We start from the raw sequence: 12,896 nt of genomic DNA, 5'->3' as shown, positions 1-12,896 counted from the left end.
CTACTTACCTGTCTTTCCGACCTTGCGGCGGACCTGTTCGCCTTCGTAACGCACGCCCTTGCCCTTGTACGGGTCGGGGCGGCGCAGACGGCGGATGTTCGCCGAAATCTGGCCGACCTTCTGCTTGTCGATCCCGGTGACGCTGAACTTCGTCGGCGACTGAACGGCGAACGTGATGCCCTCGGGCGCCTCGATCAACACGGGGTGGCTGTACCCCAGCGCGAACTCCAGGTTGGAACCCTTGAGCTGCACGCGGTAGCCGACACCGAAGATCTCCATGTTGGTGGTGTAGCCCTGTGTCACACCGGTGACCAAGTTGGACAACAGCGTGCGCGACAGCCCGTGCAGCGAGCGATTGCGCCGCTCGTCGTCGGGACGCGTCACCACGATGGCGCCATCCTCGTTGCGTTCCACCACGATCGGCTCGGCGACGGTCAAACTCAAGGTGCCCTTGGGTCCCTTCACCGAGACGTTCTGACCGTCGATCGTTACGTCGACTCCGGCCGGAACCGGAACCGGCTGCTTACCAATGCGCGACATATCTGGTTGCCTCTCCCGCTACCAGACGTACGCGAGGACTTCGCCGCCCACGCCCTGTCTGGCTGCCTGACGGTCGGTGAGCAGGCCCGAGGAGGTCGAAATGATCGCCACACCCAGGCCGCCGAGAACCCGCGGCAGGTTGGTGGATTTCGCGTACACCCGCAGCCCCGGCTTGGACACCCGGCGCAAACCGGCGATGCTGCGCTCCCGGCTGGGCCCGTACTTGAGCTGGACGACCAGCGACTTGCCCACCCGAGCGTCTTCGGTGCGGTAGTCGGTGATGTAACCCTCGGCCTTGAGGATCTGGGCGATGTTGGCCTTGATCTTCGAGTGCGGCAGGGTCACCTCGTCGTGATACGCCGAGTTAGCGTTGCGCAGACGCGTCAGGAAGTCCGCGATCGGGTCAGTCATCGTCATCGTTTGTGTCCCGTCACCAGCTGCTCTTCTGCACACCGGGCAGCTCACCGGCGTGCGCCATCTCGCGCAGGCAGATCCTGCACAGCCCGAACTTGCGGAACACCGCACGCGGGCGGCCGCACTTGCTGCAGCGGGTGTAGCCGCGCACCGCGAACTTCGGTTTGCGATTGGCCTTGTTGACCAGTGCCTTCTTCGCCATCTACTCAGTTCTCCTTGAACGGGAAGCCCAGGGCCCGCAACAGCGCTCGCCCCTCGTCGTCGGTCGTCGCCGAGGTGACGACGTTGATGTCCATGCCGCGGACCCGGTCGATCTTGTCCACGTCGATCTCGTGAAACACCGATTGCTCGGCCAGCCCGAAGGTGTAGTTGCCGACACCGTCGAACTGCTTGGGCGAAAGCCCGCGGAAGTCGCGAATACGGGGCAGCGCAATGGAAGTGAGGCGGTCGAGGAACTCCCACATCCGGTCGCCGCGCAAGGTGACCCGCACACCGATCGGCATGCCCTCGCGCAATTTGAACTGCGCGATGGACACCCGCGCCTTGCGAATTTCCGGACGCTGCCCGGTAATCAGCGCCAGGTCGTTGACCGCGCCGTTGATCAGCTTGGCGTCCCGGGCCGCCTCGCCGACGCCCATGTTGACGACCACCTTGGTGATGGTCGGAATCTGCATGACGTTGCCGTAGCCGAACTCCTTGTGCAGCGCGTCGCGAATCTCGTTGCGGTAGCGCTCTTTCAGGCGCGGCTGCACTTTTTCTGCGGTGGTCATCAAATGTCCTTGCCGTTGCGCTTGGAGATGCGGACCCGCTTGCCGGTCTCCTCGTCCACCCGGTAGCCGATTCGGGTGGGCTTGCCGTCCGAGTCGACGACCATCACGTTGGAGACGTGGATCGGGGCTTCCTGGGTGACGATGCCGCCGGATCGGGCGCCACGCTGAGTGGTGGAAATGGGGGTGTGCTTCTTGATCCGGTTGACGCCCTCGACGAGCACCCGGTTGCGGGTCGGGTAGGCCTGCAGCACCTTGCCTTTGGCGCCCTTGTCTTTGCCGGCGATAACCAAGACGGTGTCGCCCTTGTGGACCTTCATCTACAACACCTCCGGGGCCAGCGAGATGATCTTCATGAATCGCTTCTCACGCAGTTCGCGGCCGACCGGCCCGAAGATGCGGGTCCCGCGGGGGTCGTTGTCGGGCTTGATGATGACCGCCGCGTTCTCGTCGAACTTGATGTAGCTGCCGTCGGAACGCCTGCGCTCCTTGACGGTGCGCACCACGACGGCCTTGACGACGTCGCCGCGCTTGACGTTGCCGCCGGGGATGGCGTCCTTGACCGTGGCGACGATGACGTCACCGATGCCGGCGTAACGTCGCGACGAGCCGCCGAGCACGCGGATGCACAAGATCTCCTTGGCGCCGGTGTTGTCGGCGACCTTCAGCCGCGATTCCTGCTGAATCACTAGATCTCCTGACCTGGTTCACGGCGCACGGCAGGAGGAACGCAGCTCTGATGAGCACCCGACGCGCGCGGTCTTGTTAAAGCAGTCGTCACCGAAGGGCACGCGGGGCCAATGACGTCTGCACGCACCAGCCGAGGTCTGCCCAAGGCAACCCCTAGAGTCTAGGGGAAGAGCTGCTCAGCGCCAAATTTCGCCCTCGCAAGCCTTGATCAGCGCCGATACCAGCGCGGCGAGGATCAATCGCCTTGCCGCACCCAGGCCAGGATGTACAGGCTCATCGCCGCCACCAGCGCAATGAGCACCCACTGCACGATGGCTTGGTCGATCCACGAGCCGTACGGCGGGCCGCCGGGCAGGATGTTGCGCAACGGGACGACGGCAAACAGGTTCGCGGCATACCACGTGCCGAACGGCGGCAAAAACTTCCTCCGGCCCAGCACCATCGGAATGGCCACCAACAACGCCAACGTGGGCAGGGCGATGAGGACCAGGCAAATGCCGAGGTCGAAGATGAGCGGCCCCTTGGCCCTCTTCAAGGTGATGACCACGTTTCCGTTGTCGGACCCGCGTTGGGTGGGCAGCGCGGCGGGATCGTGGACCCGGTGCACGCTGACGTCCCACCCGTCCAACTCCCCGGTGACCTCGACCCGCGCGGGCACCTTCTTGATGTTGTCGCCGGACCCGACGAACGCGTCGGCCGAGATCGGCTCGGTGCTGTAGGTGTCGAAGGGCCAGTTGCCGATGTCACCATGCACCTCGACGGTGGTGCTGAGTTGCGCCGGCGCTTTGCCTTTCGGGTAGTGCAGATCGCCGATGTCGCTCGTCGGATACAGGCGTACGCCGACGTCGGTGGCCAGCACGTCGTAGCGATTGTCGTAGCTCGAAACTCCCGGGTACACAAGCACATTCACGGTGAGACGATTCGCGGTGGGCTTCAGCTCCTCGAGGCGCAGCTGCACGATGGTGGCATCGCCGCCGCCCTGGCTCAGGTCCAGCGGGGGCAGGGGGGCCTCGGCTTCTTGCAGCTGGTGGACCCCGAGCAGCGACAGGACGTACACGCTGACGATGGCCATCAGGATGATCACGCCGATGACGATGCGCGGTCTGCTCCGCTTCTTCGGCGGCGCCGGCGGGGTGACCGGCGGCACCTCGTCCGTCGGCGGGGGCGGGGCCTCCGAGGGTTTTGTTGGTGCGGGCTCGGCGGTTGTCGTCGCTTCAGCGCTCATCGGTCACCACCGGCCCGGACGGAAGGCACCACGGGGTGAGATGTTAGCTAATGCGTGCGTCGACCGCGCGGCGAAAGACGAGTATCCCCGCCCGATCTGGCCTTACGTCACCGTCTGGCCATCTCTCGTTAACCTAGTGGCCTTTAGCCGGGTTAGCTACGCAGCGGAAGCCGATGTGCGTGGTCGCGGTGTCCTGCGACTGCGGTGATCGCGCCGCGGGGCGGTAGCGGTGGCAGTATTCGGGCGCGCACAAGTGCGAACCGCCCTTCAGCGTCTGGTTGACGCTGGGGTCCGGGGGCCCGGACGGTGCGCAGCAGGCCTTCGGGGGTTGATCGAGCCGGTGGTGCGCGGAGAACTCGGTCGTCGTCCACTCCCAGACGTTGCCGATCATGTCGACCAAGCCGAAACCGTTGGGCGGAAAAACTCCAACCGGCGACGTTCCCACCCACCCGAGCGCGCCGTCGTTGCGGTACGGGAACCTGCCCTGCCAGGTGTTGGCCATCAACTGACCGTCGGGTTGCGCCTCCTCGCCCCAGGGGTAGGTGCCGGTGCCCATTGGATCTGGGCCGCGGGCGGCAAACTCCCACTCGGCCTCGGTCGGCAGCCGGCGCCCGGCCCATCGGGCGTAGGCCGCGGCGTCGGGATAGGCCACCTGCACCACCGGGTGATCGGCCCTATCCGCGCCGGTGCTGTCCGGGCCATCCGGCCCGAACGGGTGGCGCCAGTTCGCGCCCGGCACCCAGTCCCACCACTGCCGCCAGTCGCGCAGATCGACCGGGCCCGGCGTCGGGCGGAAAACCATGGCGCCCGGGCACAGCGTGTCGGGGTCGGCCCCCGGGTACAGCGCCGTGTCGATCGGCTGCTCGGCGACCGTGACATAGCCTGTGGCAGCGACGAATTCGGCGAACTGCGCGTTGGTCACCGGATGCCGCTCCATCGCGAAGGGGGCCACGGTCACCGTGTGGATGGGCGCCTCTTCGGGGTAGAAGCTCGTCGAGCCCATGCGGAACGATCCGCCGGGCAGGTCGATTAGCTCGGTGAGCACCATTTCAGGGTAGGACGCCCGCGGACCGGGCGGAGCCATGGCCCGTTCACCTGATGTTTGTTTGCGGGGGGATCCGTCAGCTGTAAATGTCGACGGCGGCGGGCCTCGTCTCACCGTTGCTCTCAAGGAGGCATTCGACGTGCAGCACTCACGCTCTCGCGTCGCGCTGAGCCTGCTGACGGCGAGCACGCTGGCGCTGTCGGCATGCAACCAAGACCATGCGACCCTGTCCTACACCAGTGGTGTCAAGGTGGACTGCGGCGGCAAACAGACCCTGGTCGCCAGCGGATCGACCGCACAGGAAAACGCGATGACCCGGTTCATCGAGGCGTACAAGAAGGTATGCCCCGGCCAGTCGGTCAACTACACCGGCAACGGTTCGGGACAGGGGATCAGCGAATTCCTGTCCGGCAAAACCGATTTCGGCGGATCGGACACCCCGCTATCCGGGGATCAATACGCCGCCGCCAAGCAGCGGTGCGGCGGCGCCGACGCCTGGAACCTGCCCGTGGTGTTCGGGCCGATGGCCATCACCTACAACATCGCCGCCGTCGACTCCTTGGTGCTGGACGCGCCCACGCTGGCCAAGATCTTCAACGGCACCATCAAGCGCTGGGACGACCCGGCCCTCACCGCGTTCAACGCGTCCATGCCGGCCGAGGACATCAAGGTCATCTACCGCAGCGATGCGTCGGGCACCACCTACAACTTCCAGTCGTACCTGCAGGCCGCATCCGGCGGCGCGTGGACGCAGGGCGTGGCCAAGAATTTCAACGGCGGCACCGGCACCGGCGCCGAGGGCAACAAGGGCACCGCGGCGCTGGTGAAAACCACCGAGGGCGCGATCAGCTACAACGAGTTGTCCTTCGCGCTCGACCAAGGGCTGTACGCCGCCGAGATCAAGACCCCGGCCAGCCGTAGGTCGCTGCGCCCGGTACGGATCGGCACCGACACCGTCGGCAAGACCATCAAGGGCGCCAAGATCACCGGGCAGGGCAACAACCTGGTGCTCGATCTGTCGTCGTTCTATAACCCCGCGCAGCCCGATGTGTACCCGATCGTGTTGGCCACCTACGAGATCGTCTGCTCCAAATACCCCAACCCCGAGGACACCCAGGCGATCAAGTCGTTCCTGCAGACGGCGATCGGCCCCGGCCAAATCGATCTCAACAGGGCCGGCTACATCCCGCTGTCGCCCGACTTTCAAGCGCGCGTCTCATCCGCGGTCGACGCCATCGGCTGAGCCGGTCCAGCGGATCTACTTCGCTGTCGGCTGTTTTCGATCCCGGTGCCGCCACCAGGCGAGGATGAACAGCGTCATCGCCACGACGAGTCCGATCAACACCCACAGCACCACGGCTTGGTCGACCCACGAGCCGATGGGCGGGTTGCCGGGGAGGAAGTTGCGCAGCGGGACGATGGCGAACAGCATCGCCGCGTACCACGTGCCGAACGGTGGCAGGAACGTCGTGCGGCCCAACAACATCGGCACGGCCACCCACAATGCCAGCACCGGCAAGGCGATCATTATCAAGCAGATGCCCAGGTCAAGGATCAACGGTCCCTTCGACCTGTGCAACGTGATGATCACGTTGTCGAGGCTGTTCGGGTTCTCGGTGTCCTCGGCGTCGTGGACGCGACGGACGTTGACGTCCCAGCCGTCCAATGATCCGGTGACCTCCACCCGGGCCCACACCTTGTCGTGGTAACCGTTGGTGAAGACCACACCCGAGATTTCATCGGTGGTGTAGGTGTCAAACGGCCAGTTGCCCGCATCGCCGTGCGCCACGATCGTGGTGGCCACCTGCGCGGGCGCTTTTCCCTTGGGATACTGCAGGTCCCCGAGGTCGGTCTCGGGATACAGGCGTACGGCGGCGTCGGTCGTCAACACGCTCGAGTTTTGGTCGATCAACGAATCCTGGGGGGTGACAAGCACATTCACCGACAGTCGATTCGCGACAGTCTCCAGCTTCTCGATGCGCAGCGCAACGATGGTGTCCTCTTTCTGGTACTGGCTCAGGTCCACCGCGGGCAACCTCGGGCCGGATTTGGCCAGCAGATGCACCCCCACCAGCGATAGGACATACACCGCAACGACGGCCAGCAGAATGCCGAGACCGACTGCGATACGCCGTCCGTGGGAAGCATTTTGTACCGGGGCGGCCGCCGGCGTCGGCGCAGGCGCCTGTGGTGGCGGCCCGGGGTTCCCGGCCGTCATCGGGGCCACCGGCCGTCGGACCACCAAACCATCGCAAGCACCAGCATCGGGCCAGGCTAACACTCAAGATGCGGCTTTTTCAGGGTATGACGACTGCGAATTGTTGCATCAACGTGTCTTTCGACGCATCGAATCCCGCCGCGCCCACCGGACTCTGCAGTTGGATCGTGACCAGATACTTTTTGGTGTTGGTCCAGATATGGGTGAGGCGGTCGACGAAATCGAAAGTGCCCGAGGAGCCTTGAAATGTGCCGGTCAGCATTTGGCTGCTGTACCCGCAAAACTGAGCCGCCGCCACGGTGAACTTCACGCCAGGGCGCGAATCCCTCATGGCCACGGCATATTTCAGGAAGGCCCCGCCCGGCTCCAGGTCGGTCGCGGCGATGGTCACGACGCCGGACATCCCGTCGGGACCGGTCAGCGTCAACGCGCGGTCGCCGTCTCCCGCGACCGACCTCCACCTGTCGGGCAAGCTCACCGTGAGCCTGGGCGCGGCCCGGTCGGGCACCGCGGCCGCGGTCATGCGACCGCTAACCGAGGACGTCGGGAAGCACGCGAGCGCGTTGGGCGGGATGTGGTCCGGCAGCGTCGGCACGACACCGGGCACCGGCTCCGCCGGGTCGGGGTGCGTCGTCGTTGTGGTGCCGCTCGCCCGCACCACGGTTCCCGCAGTGGTCTGCTCGCAGGCCGCCAGCACGCCTGCCGCCAGGCAGATCATGCTCGTCACGCCAAGCCGGGTCAGCCGGGTCAGCTCAGTCGCGCGAAAACGCAAGCGCGAGTTCTCTTTCCACATCCGCATACGGTCGGCCGGACAGGTCGACGGTCACCTGCGCGATGGTGCCGCCGGTGAACGAGAACGGCGCCTTGTAACGGCTGGACACGGCAGAGCCACCGTTACGCCCGACGGTGATGCCCGCACCCGCCAACCCGAACGTGCCCGGGTGGGCCTGCACGTCGGCGAGCGTGCCGACCTCCTTGTCGTCGATGAACAGGGTCACATCGCCCAGCGGCGTGTGGCTGTTGGGCACCGTTCCCTTCAGCGCATAACGGGCGCCGAGTAGGTGCCTACCCAGCGGCACCGCGTCCGACGACGACACCAACTGTTGGCGCTCGCCGAGAAAGTTGTACACGTAGTGCAATCGCCCGTCCTGGATGAACAGCACATGCCCGCCGTGCGCGCCGCCCTGCTTGAACAGCACACCCTCGGCACCGGTGGTCTCCACCGTCACGTCGGCGACCACCGCGAACGAGCGGCCGCGAAGCTCGGCGGCGGCGCCGATGCCCACGTCGGCGCAGTCGGGATAGTAGATGTAGCTTTCTCGGTCGGCGACCAGGTAAGGCCGGAACCGGGTCAGCGTCTCCATCAGGTTCAGGTCCGCCAGCGGCAGGCCGTTGTACTTGGCCGCCTCGGAAAACCACAGCGCCTTAAGCTCTTCGAGCTTTTCCGGTTGCTCGGCGGCCAGGTCATGGCATTGGCTGCGGTCTTGCGCGATGTTGTAGAGCTCCCAGCGGTCGGCGTCGAAGTGCGACCAGCCGGCCGGCGTTGCGGCGTGCACCGTGTTGGCGAACCAGCCTTCATGCCAGATCCCCCGGGTGCCCAGCATGGTGTAGAACTGGGTTGTCTTCCCGGTGTCGGCGTTCGGATCAGCAAGGGCCGCCTTGAAACTGATGCCGTCCAGCGGCTTCTGCGCGATGCCCTTGACGGTCTCCGGCGGGGTCATGCCCAGCAGGTCATAGACGGTCGGGGTGATGTCGCAGACGTTGATGTAATTGTCGCGGACCTCGCCGTGAGCGGCAATTCCGTTGGGCCAGGAGATGATCGCCGTGTCGGCGATGCCGCCCTCGTGCGAGGCGTAGCGCTTGAACAGTTTGTAGGGCGTGTTGAAAGCCATCGCCCACCCGATCGGGTAGTGGTTGTAGGTTTCCGGCCCGCCGAGGTGGTCGAAGAGCTTTATGCTTTCCTCGACGGTGTCGATATACCCGTTGAAGAATTTGCCCTCGTTGACCGACCCGTTCGGACCGCCCTCACCGCTGGCGCCGTTGTCGGAGATCACCACGATGATGGTGTTGTCGAGCTGACCGGATTCCTCGAGATAGTCCAGGATGCGACCGATTTGGGCGTCGGTGTAGCTGAGGAACCCGGCGAAAACCTCGGCCATTCGACTGAACAGTTTCTTCTCTTCATCGGTGAGGGAATCCCAGGGCCGCACCGTGTCCTGCAGCGGCCACGACTCGCCTTGGGGCCCCTTGACATCGAGATACGGGTTGATGGGCGACAATTCGGTGTCGGGCGGGACGATGCCCATCGCCTTTTGCCTCTCCAGCACGACTTCGCGGTAACGCTCGTAGCCCTCGTCGAACTTGCCCGCGTACTTGTCGGCCCACTCCTTGAAGACGTGGTGCGGAGCATGTCCGGCACCCGGGCACACATAGCTGAACCACGGTTTGTCGGGCGCGATCACCTTGGCGTCGCGGATGAATTCGATGGTCTTGTCGGCGATGTCCTTCGACAGGTGGTAGCCGTCCTCGGGTGTGCCGGGCGGGTTCACCGGGTGGTTGTCGTACACCAGATCCGGATACCACTGGTCGGTCTCGCCGCCCAGGAATCCGTAGAAGCGTTCGAAGCCGCGGGAGGTCGGCCAGTGCCGCTTGGTCGATGCCATGCTGGACTCTTCCAGCGGCGTCAGGTGCCACTTGCCGACACAGTAGGTGTTGTAGCCGCGTTCGTTGAGCGCCTCGGAGAGCAGCGCGGTGTCGGCGGGAATGCGGCCGTTGCAGTTGGGGAAACCGTCGGTGAATTCTTCGATGGTCGCCATGCCGACCGTGGTCGCGTTGCGACCGGTCAGCAGCGACGCCCGGGTGGGCGAACACAGCGCGGTGGTGTGGAATTGCGACAGCCGCACGCCACGCTCGGCGATGCGCGTCATGGCGGGCATCTCCACCAGCCCGCCGAAGCAGTCCCAGGTCGCGATGCCGGTGTCATCCCACACCAAATACAGGACGTTGGGCGAATTCTCGGGCGCGGTGGGCGCCGCAAACGGACCCCAGTCGGGCTCGGAGTCGCGGATATCCAGCTCGATCTTGCCGTTGAAGTCAGGGGCCATGCGCCGAGCGTAACGTGGCGGCGAAAGTTCCGATCTTTTTTCGCGGTGCGGTTCCGCTCGGCGCAGCGGAAAAGCCGCCGGGCGCTACTTGGCCTTCTCGAGAATCTCGACGAGCCGCCAGCGTTTGGTCGCCGACAGCGGACGCGTTTCCATCAACGACACGCGGTCGCCGATGCCGGCGACGCTGTTCTCGTCGTGCGCCTTGACCTTCTTGGTGGTCCGAATGATCTTGCCGTACAGCGGGTGCCGCATACGGTCTTCCAGCTCGACCACGATGGTCTTCTGCATCTTGTCGCTCACCACGTAGCCGATGCGCGTCTTACGCCGCCCGCGTGGCTTGGGTGTGGCCGGGGTGTGCTTGGGTCCTTTGTCTTTCGACACGGGTTCCGCCGCGGCAGCCTTCTTCGGGGCGGCCTTCGCGGGCGCCTTCTTGGCCGCGGCCTTCGTCGCCTTGGTAGCTTCTGCCATCACGATTCCTTCTCATCTGAGCCGCCCGGTCCCGACGCCAGGCCCAGTTCTCGTTCCCGCAGCACGGTGTAGATACGCGCGATCTCCTGACGGACGACGCGGAGCCGGCGGTTGTTGGTCAGCTGGCCCGTCGCCATCTGGAAGCGCAGGTTGAACAGCTCCTCCTTGGATTCGCGCAGCCGCTCGGCCAGCTCCTCGTCGGTGAGCTCGCGCAGTTCGCCAGGGGAAACTCCCACTGCCATCAGAACTGCTCCTCTCGGGTCACGATGCGTGCCTTGATCGGCAACTTGTGGATCGCGCGGGTGAGCGCGGCCCGGGCGGTCTGCTCATTGGGGTAGCTGAGTTCGAACAGCACCCGGCCGGGCTTGACGTTGACCACCCACCATTCCGGCGAGCCCTTGCCCGACCCCATGCGGGTCTCCGCGGGCTTCTTGGTCAGCGGGCGGTCCGGGAAGACGTTGATCCACACCTTGCCGCCACGCTTGATGTGGCGGTTAATGGCGATACGGGCCGACTCGATCTGCCTGTTGGTGACGTAGGCGTGCTCGAGGGCCTGGATGCCATAGTCGCCAAAGTTCACCTGCGTACCGCCGCTGGCGATGCCGCGCTGGCGCGGGTGATGCTGCTTGCGGTGCTTGACTTTGCGGGGAATCAACATGGTTTAGGTCTCCGTGCTCTGCGGTTCGGGGGCAGGCGCTTCGTCGACGGCGGGAGCCTGCTGGGCCTGCTCCTCGCTGCCCGCAGCGCGGCCGGCTTCGGTGCTGGTCGCCGTGGTGCCCGAGGCGCCACTGCGGCGCGGGCGCGTGCCCGACGGCCGCTCGCGGCGCGGACGCTCGGCGCCCGCGGGGGCCGCAGCGGTGAGTTCGCGCTTGCCGCCGACGATGTCGCCCTTGTAGATCCACACCTTCACACCGATCCGGCCGAAGGTGGTCTTGGCCTCATAGAGGCCGTAGTCGATGTCGGCGCGCAGCGTGTGCAGTGGAACCCGACCTTCGCGGTAGAACTCCGACCGGCTCATCTCAGCGCCGCCGAGACGGCCCGAGCACTGCACCCGGATGCCCTTGACGTTGGGTTGGCGCATGGCCGACTGGATGGCCTTGCGCATCGCGCGGCGGAACGCCACCCGGTTGCTCAACTGTTCGGCGACGCCCTGGGCCACCAATTGTGCCTGGGATTCCGGGTTTTTGACTTCGAGGATGTTGAGCTGGACCTGCTTGCCGGTCAGCTTCTCCAGGTCGGCGCGGATCCGGTCGGCCTCGGTGCCGCGGCGGCCGATGACGATGCCGGGACGGGCGGTGTGGATGTCCACCCGGACCCGGTCGCGGGTGCGCTCGATCTCGACGTCGGCGATGCCGGCGCGCTCCAGGCCGCTGGACAGCAGCCGGCGGATCGCCACGTCTTCCTTGACGTACTCGGAGTACTGCTTGTCGGCGTACCACCGCGACTTCCAATCGGTGGTGATGCCCAGGCGGAAGCCGTGCGGATTGATCTTCTGGCCCACTAGTCTGAGCCTCCCTTCGCTTCAGAAGTCTCAGAAGGTTTTTCGGGGGCCTTCTTGGCGGGTGCCTTCTTCGCCGGGGCCTTGGCCTCCGCTTTCTTGGCAGGTTCCGCCTTCTTGGCGGGGGCTTTCTTGGCGGGGGCCTTCGCGGGGGCCTTCGCGGGGGCCTTCGCGGGGGCCTTGGTGGCCGCCTTCTTCGCGGGCGCTTTAGCCGCGGCCTTGCTGGCCTCGGCGCGACGAGCCCTCGTCGACTTCGCCGACCGCTGGTCCTTGGCGGGCCGGCTTTCCACGATCACGGTGATGTGGCTGGTGCGCCGGCGGATTCGGAAGGCGCGGCCCTGGGCGCGCGGACGAATGCGCTTGGCGGTCGGGCCCTCGTCGGCGTAGACGGTGGCCACCACCAAGGTCGCCGGGTCAAGACCGTCGTTGTTCTGCGCGTTGGCGGCCGCGCTGGCAATGACCTTGGCCACCGGCTCGCTGGCGGCCTGCGGCGCCCACCGCAGAATGTCCAGGGCGTCGGCCACCGACCGGCCCCGCACCAGGTTGATCACCCGGCGCGCCTTGGTCGGCGACACCCGGACGAACCGCGCGACCGCGCTCGCCGACGGGAATTCAGTCGTCGTCATCGCCGCTTCGCCTTCCGGTCGTCCTTGATGTGTCCCTTAAAGGTGCGCGTCGGCGCGAACTCACCAAGCTTGTGCCCCACCATCGATTCGGTGACGAACACCGGGACATGCTTGCGTCCGTCGTGCACGGCAAAGGTGTGGCCGATGAAGTCCGGGATGATCGTCGACCGGCGCGACCAGGTCTTGATGACCTGCTTGCTGTTCTTCTCGTTCTGCACGTCGACCTTCTTGAGCAGATGGCCGTCGACGAACGGGCCCTTCTTCAGGCTGCGAGGCATGGTTGGCTACTCCTCTTGACTTC

At 65.7% G+C, this 12,896-nt stretch carries 18 protein-coding genes; 1 reads left to right on the top strand and 17 read right to left on the bottom strand.

The window, feature by feature from the left end; genetic code table 11:
- The 8 genes from rplF to G6N66_RS03035 all read right to left on the bottom strand — a co-directional run bounded on the left by rplF (position 1) and on the right by G6N66_RS03035 (position 4,681).
- Positions 1-540: a 50S ribosomal protein L6 gene (rplF, locus tag G6N66_RS03070; RefSeq protein WP_085233456.1), complete on the bottom strand. Its 540-nt coding sequence runs from the start codon at positions 538-540 to the stop codon at positions 1-3.
- A gap of 18 nt (positions 541-558) precedes the next feature.
- Positions 559-957, bottom strand: coding sequence for a 30S ribosomal protein S8 (gene rpsH / locus G6N66_RS03065; protein ID WP_055401845.1), 399 nt, complete (start codon positions 955-957; stop codon positions 559-561).
- Positions 958-970: 13 nt separating this feature from the next.
- Positions 971-1,156 carry a type Z 30S ribosomal protein S14 gene (locus tag G6N66_RS03060; RefSeq protein WP_055580333.1) on the bottom strand — a complete coding sequence of 62 codons (186 nt, stop codon included), beginning with the start codon at positions 1,154-1,156 and terminating at the stop codon, positions 971-973.
- Positions 1,157-1,160: 4 nt separating this feature from the next.
- Positions 1,161-1,724, bottom strand: coding sequence for a 50S ribosomal protein L5 (rplE, locus tag G6N66_RS03055; protein WP_085233455.1), 564 nt, complete (start codon positions 1,722-1,724; stop codon positions 1,161-1,163).
- Positions 1,724-2,041 (bottom strand): 50S ribosomal protein L24, encoded by a 318-nt coding sequence (gene rplX / locus G6N66_RS03050; RefSeq protein ID WP_085233454.1) that lies wholly within the window; start codon positions 2,039-2,041, stop codon positions 1,724-1,726. The genes rplE and rplX overlap by 1 nt, the downstream gene beginning before the upstream one ends.
- On the bottom strand, positions 2,042-2,410 hold the full coding sequence (gene rplN / locus G6N66_RS03045) for a 50S ribosomal protein L14 (protein WP_085233453.1): 369 nt from the start codon (positions 2,408-2,410) through the stop codon (positions 2,042-2,044).
- 236 nt (positions 2,411-2,646) lie between these two features.
- Positions 2,647-3,483 carry a DUF4436 domain-containing protein gene (locus G6N66_RS03040; protein WP_232079451.1) on the bottom strand — a complete coding sequence of 279 codons (837 nt, stop codon included), beginning with the start codon at positions 3,481-3,483 and terminating at the stop codon, positions 2,647-2,649.
- Positions 3,484-3,769: 286 nt separating this feature from the next.
- A complete protein-coding gene (locus tag G6N66_RS03035) occupies positions 3,770-4,681 on the bottom strand; it encodes a formylglycine-generating enzyme family protein (RefSeq protein WP_085233590.1) in 912 nt (303 codons plus the stop codon).
- Positions 4,682-4,820: 139 nt separating this feature from the next.
- On the opposite strand from G6N66_RS03035, the gene pstS reads away from it, so the two are divergent.
- A complete protein-coding gene (gene pstS / locus G6N66_RS03030) occupies positions 4,821-5,924 on the top strand; it encodes a phosphate ABC transporter substrate-binding protein PstS (protein WP_139825253.1) in 1,104 nt (367 codons plus the stop codon).
- A gap of 15 nt (positions 5,925-5,939) precedes the next feature.
- On the opposite strand, the gene G6N66_RS03025 is transcribed toward pstS, so the two are convergent.
- From G6N66_RS03025 to rpsS, 9 genes are all read right to left on the bottom strand, one after another.
- A complete protein-coding gene (locus G6N66_RS03025; RefSeq protein ID WP_085233450.1) occupies positions 5,940-6,899 on the bottom strand; it encodes a DUF4436 domain-containing protein in 960 nt (319 codons plus the stop codon).
- A gap of 79 nt (positions 6,900-6,978) precedes the next feature.
- Positions 6,979-7,617: a hypothetical protein gene (locus tag G6N66_RS28940; protein WP_232079450.1), complete on the bottom strand. Its 639-nt coding sequence runs from the start codon at positions 7,615-7,617 to the stop codon at positions 6,979-6,981.
- 34 nt (positions 7,618-7,651) lie between these two features.
- Entirely contained in the window at positions 7,652-10,003 is a 2,352-nt protein-coding gene (locus tag G6N66_RS03015; protein WP_085233449.1) for an arylsulfatase, read from the bottom strand.
- 84 nt (positions 10,004-10,087) lie between these two features.
- Positions 10,088-10,474, bottom strand: a complete 387-nt coding sequence (gene rpsQ / locus G6N66_RS03010; RefSeq protein WP_139825252.1) for a 30S ribosomal protein S17 — start codon at positions 10,472-10,474, stop codon at positions 10,088-10,090.
- A complete protein-coding gene (gene rpmC, locus G6N66_RS03005) occupies positions 10,471-10,713 on the bottom strand; it encodes a 50S ribosomal protein L29 (RefSeq protein WP_085233447.1) in 243 nt (80 codons plus the stop codon). The genes rpsQ and rpmC overlap by 4 nt, the downstream gene beginning before the upstream one ends.
- Positions 10,713-11,129, bottom strand: a complete 417-nt coding sequence (gene rplP, locus G6N66_RS03000) for a 50S ribosomal protein L16 (protein WP_085233446.1) — start codon at positions 11,127-11,129, stop codon at positions 10,713-10,715. The genes rpmC and rplP overlap by 1 nt, the downstream gene beginning before the upstream one ends.
- A gap of 3 nt (positions 11,130-11,132) precedes the next feature.
- A complete protein-coding gene (gene rpsC, locus G6N66_RS02995; RefSeq protein WP_085233445.1) occupies positions 11,133-11,972 on the bottom strand; it encodes a 30S ribosomal protein S3 in 840 nt (279 codons plus the stop codon).
- Positions 11,972-12,595, bottom strand: coding sequence for a 50S ribosomal protein L22 (rplV, locus tag G6N66_RS02990; RefSeq protein ID WP_163645769.1), 624 nt, complete (start codon positions 12,593-12,595; stop codon positions 11,972-11,974). The genes rpsC and rplV overlap by 1 nt, the downstream gene beginning before the upstream one ends.
- Positions 12,592-12,873, bottom strand: coding sequence for a 30S ribosomal protein S19 (gene rpsS / locus G6N66_RS02985; RefSeq protein ID WP_085233443.1), 282 nt, complete (start codon positions 12,871-12,873; stop codon positions 12,592-12,594). The genes rplV and rpsS overlap by 4 nt, the downstream gene beginning before the upstream one ends.
- Positions 12,874-12,896: the final 23 nt, after the last annotated feature.

The organism is Mycobacterium conspicuum (assembly GCF_010730195.1).
GTDB classification, from domain to species: Bacteria; Actinomycetota; Actinomycetes; order Mycobacteriales; family Mycobacteriaceae; genus Mycobacterium; species Mycobacterium conspicuum.
The sequence above is the reverse complement of the archived record's forward strand: the minus strand, read 5'-3'. Positions and strand labels throughout refer to the sequence as shown.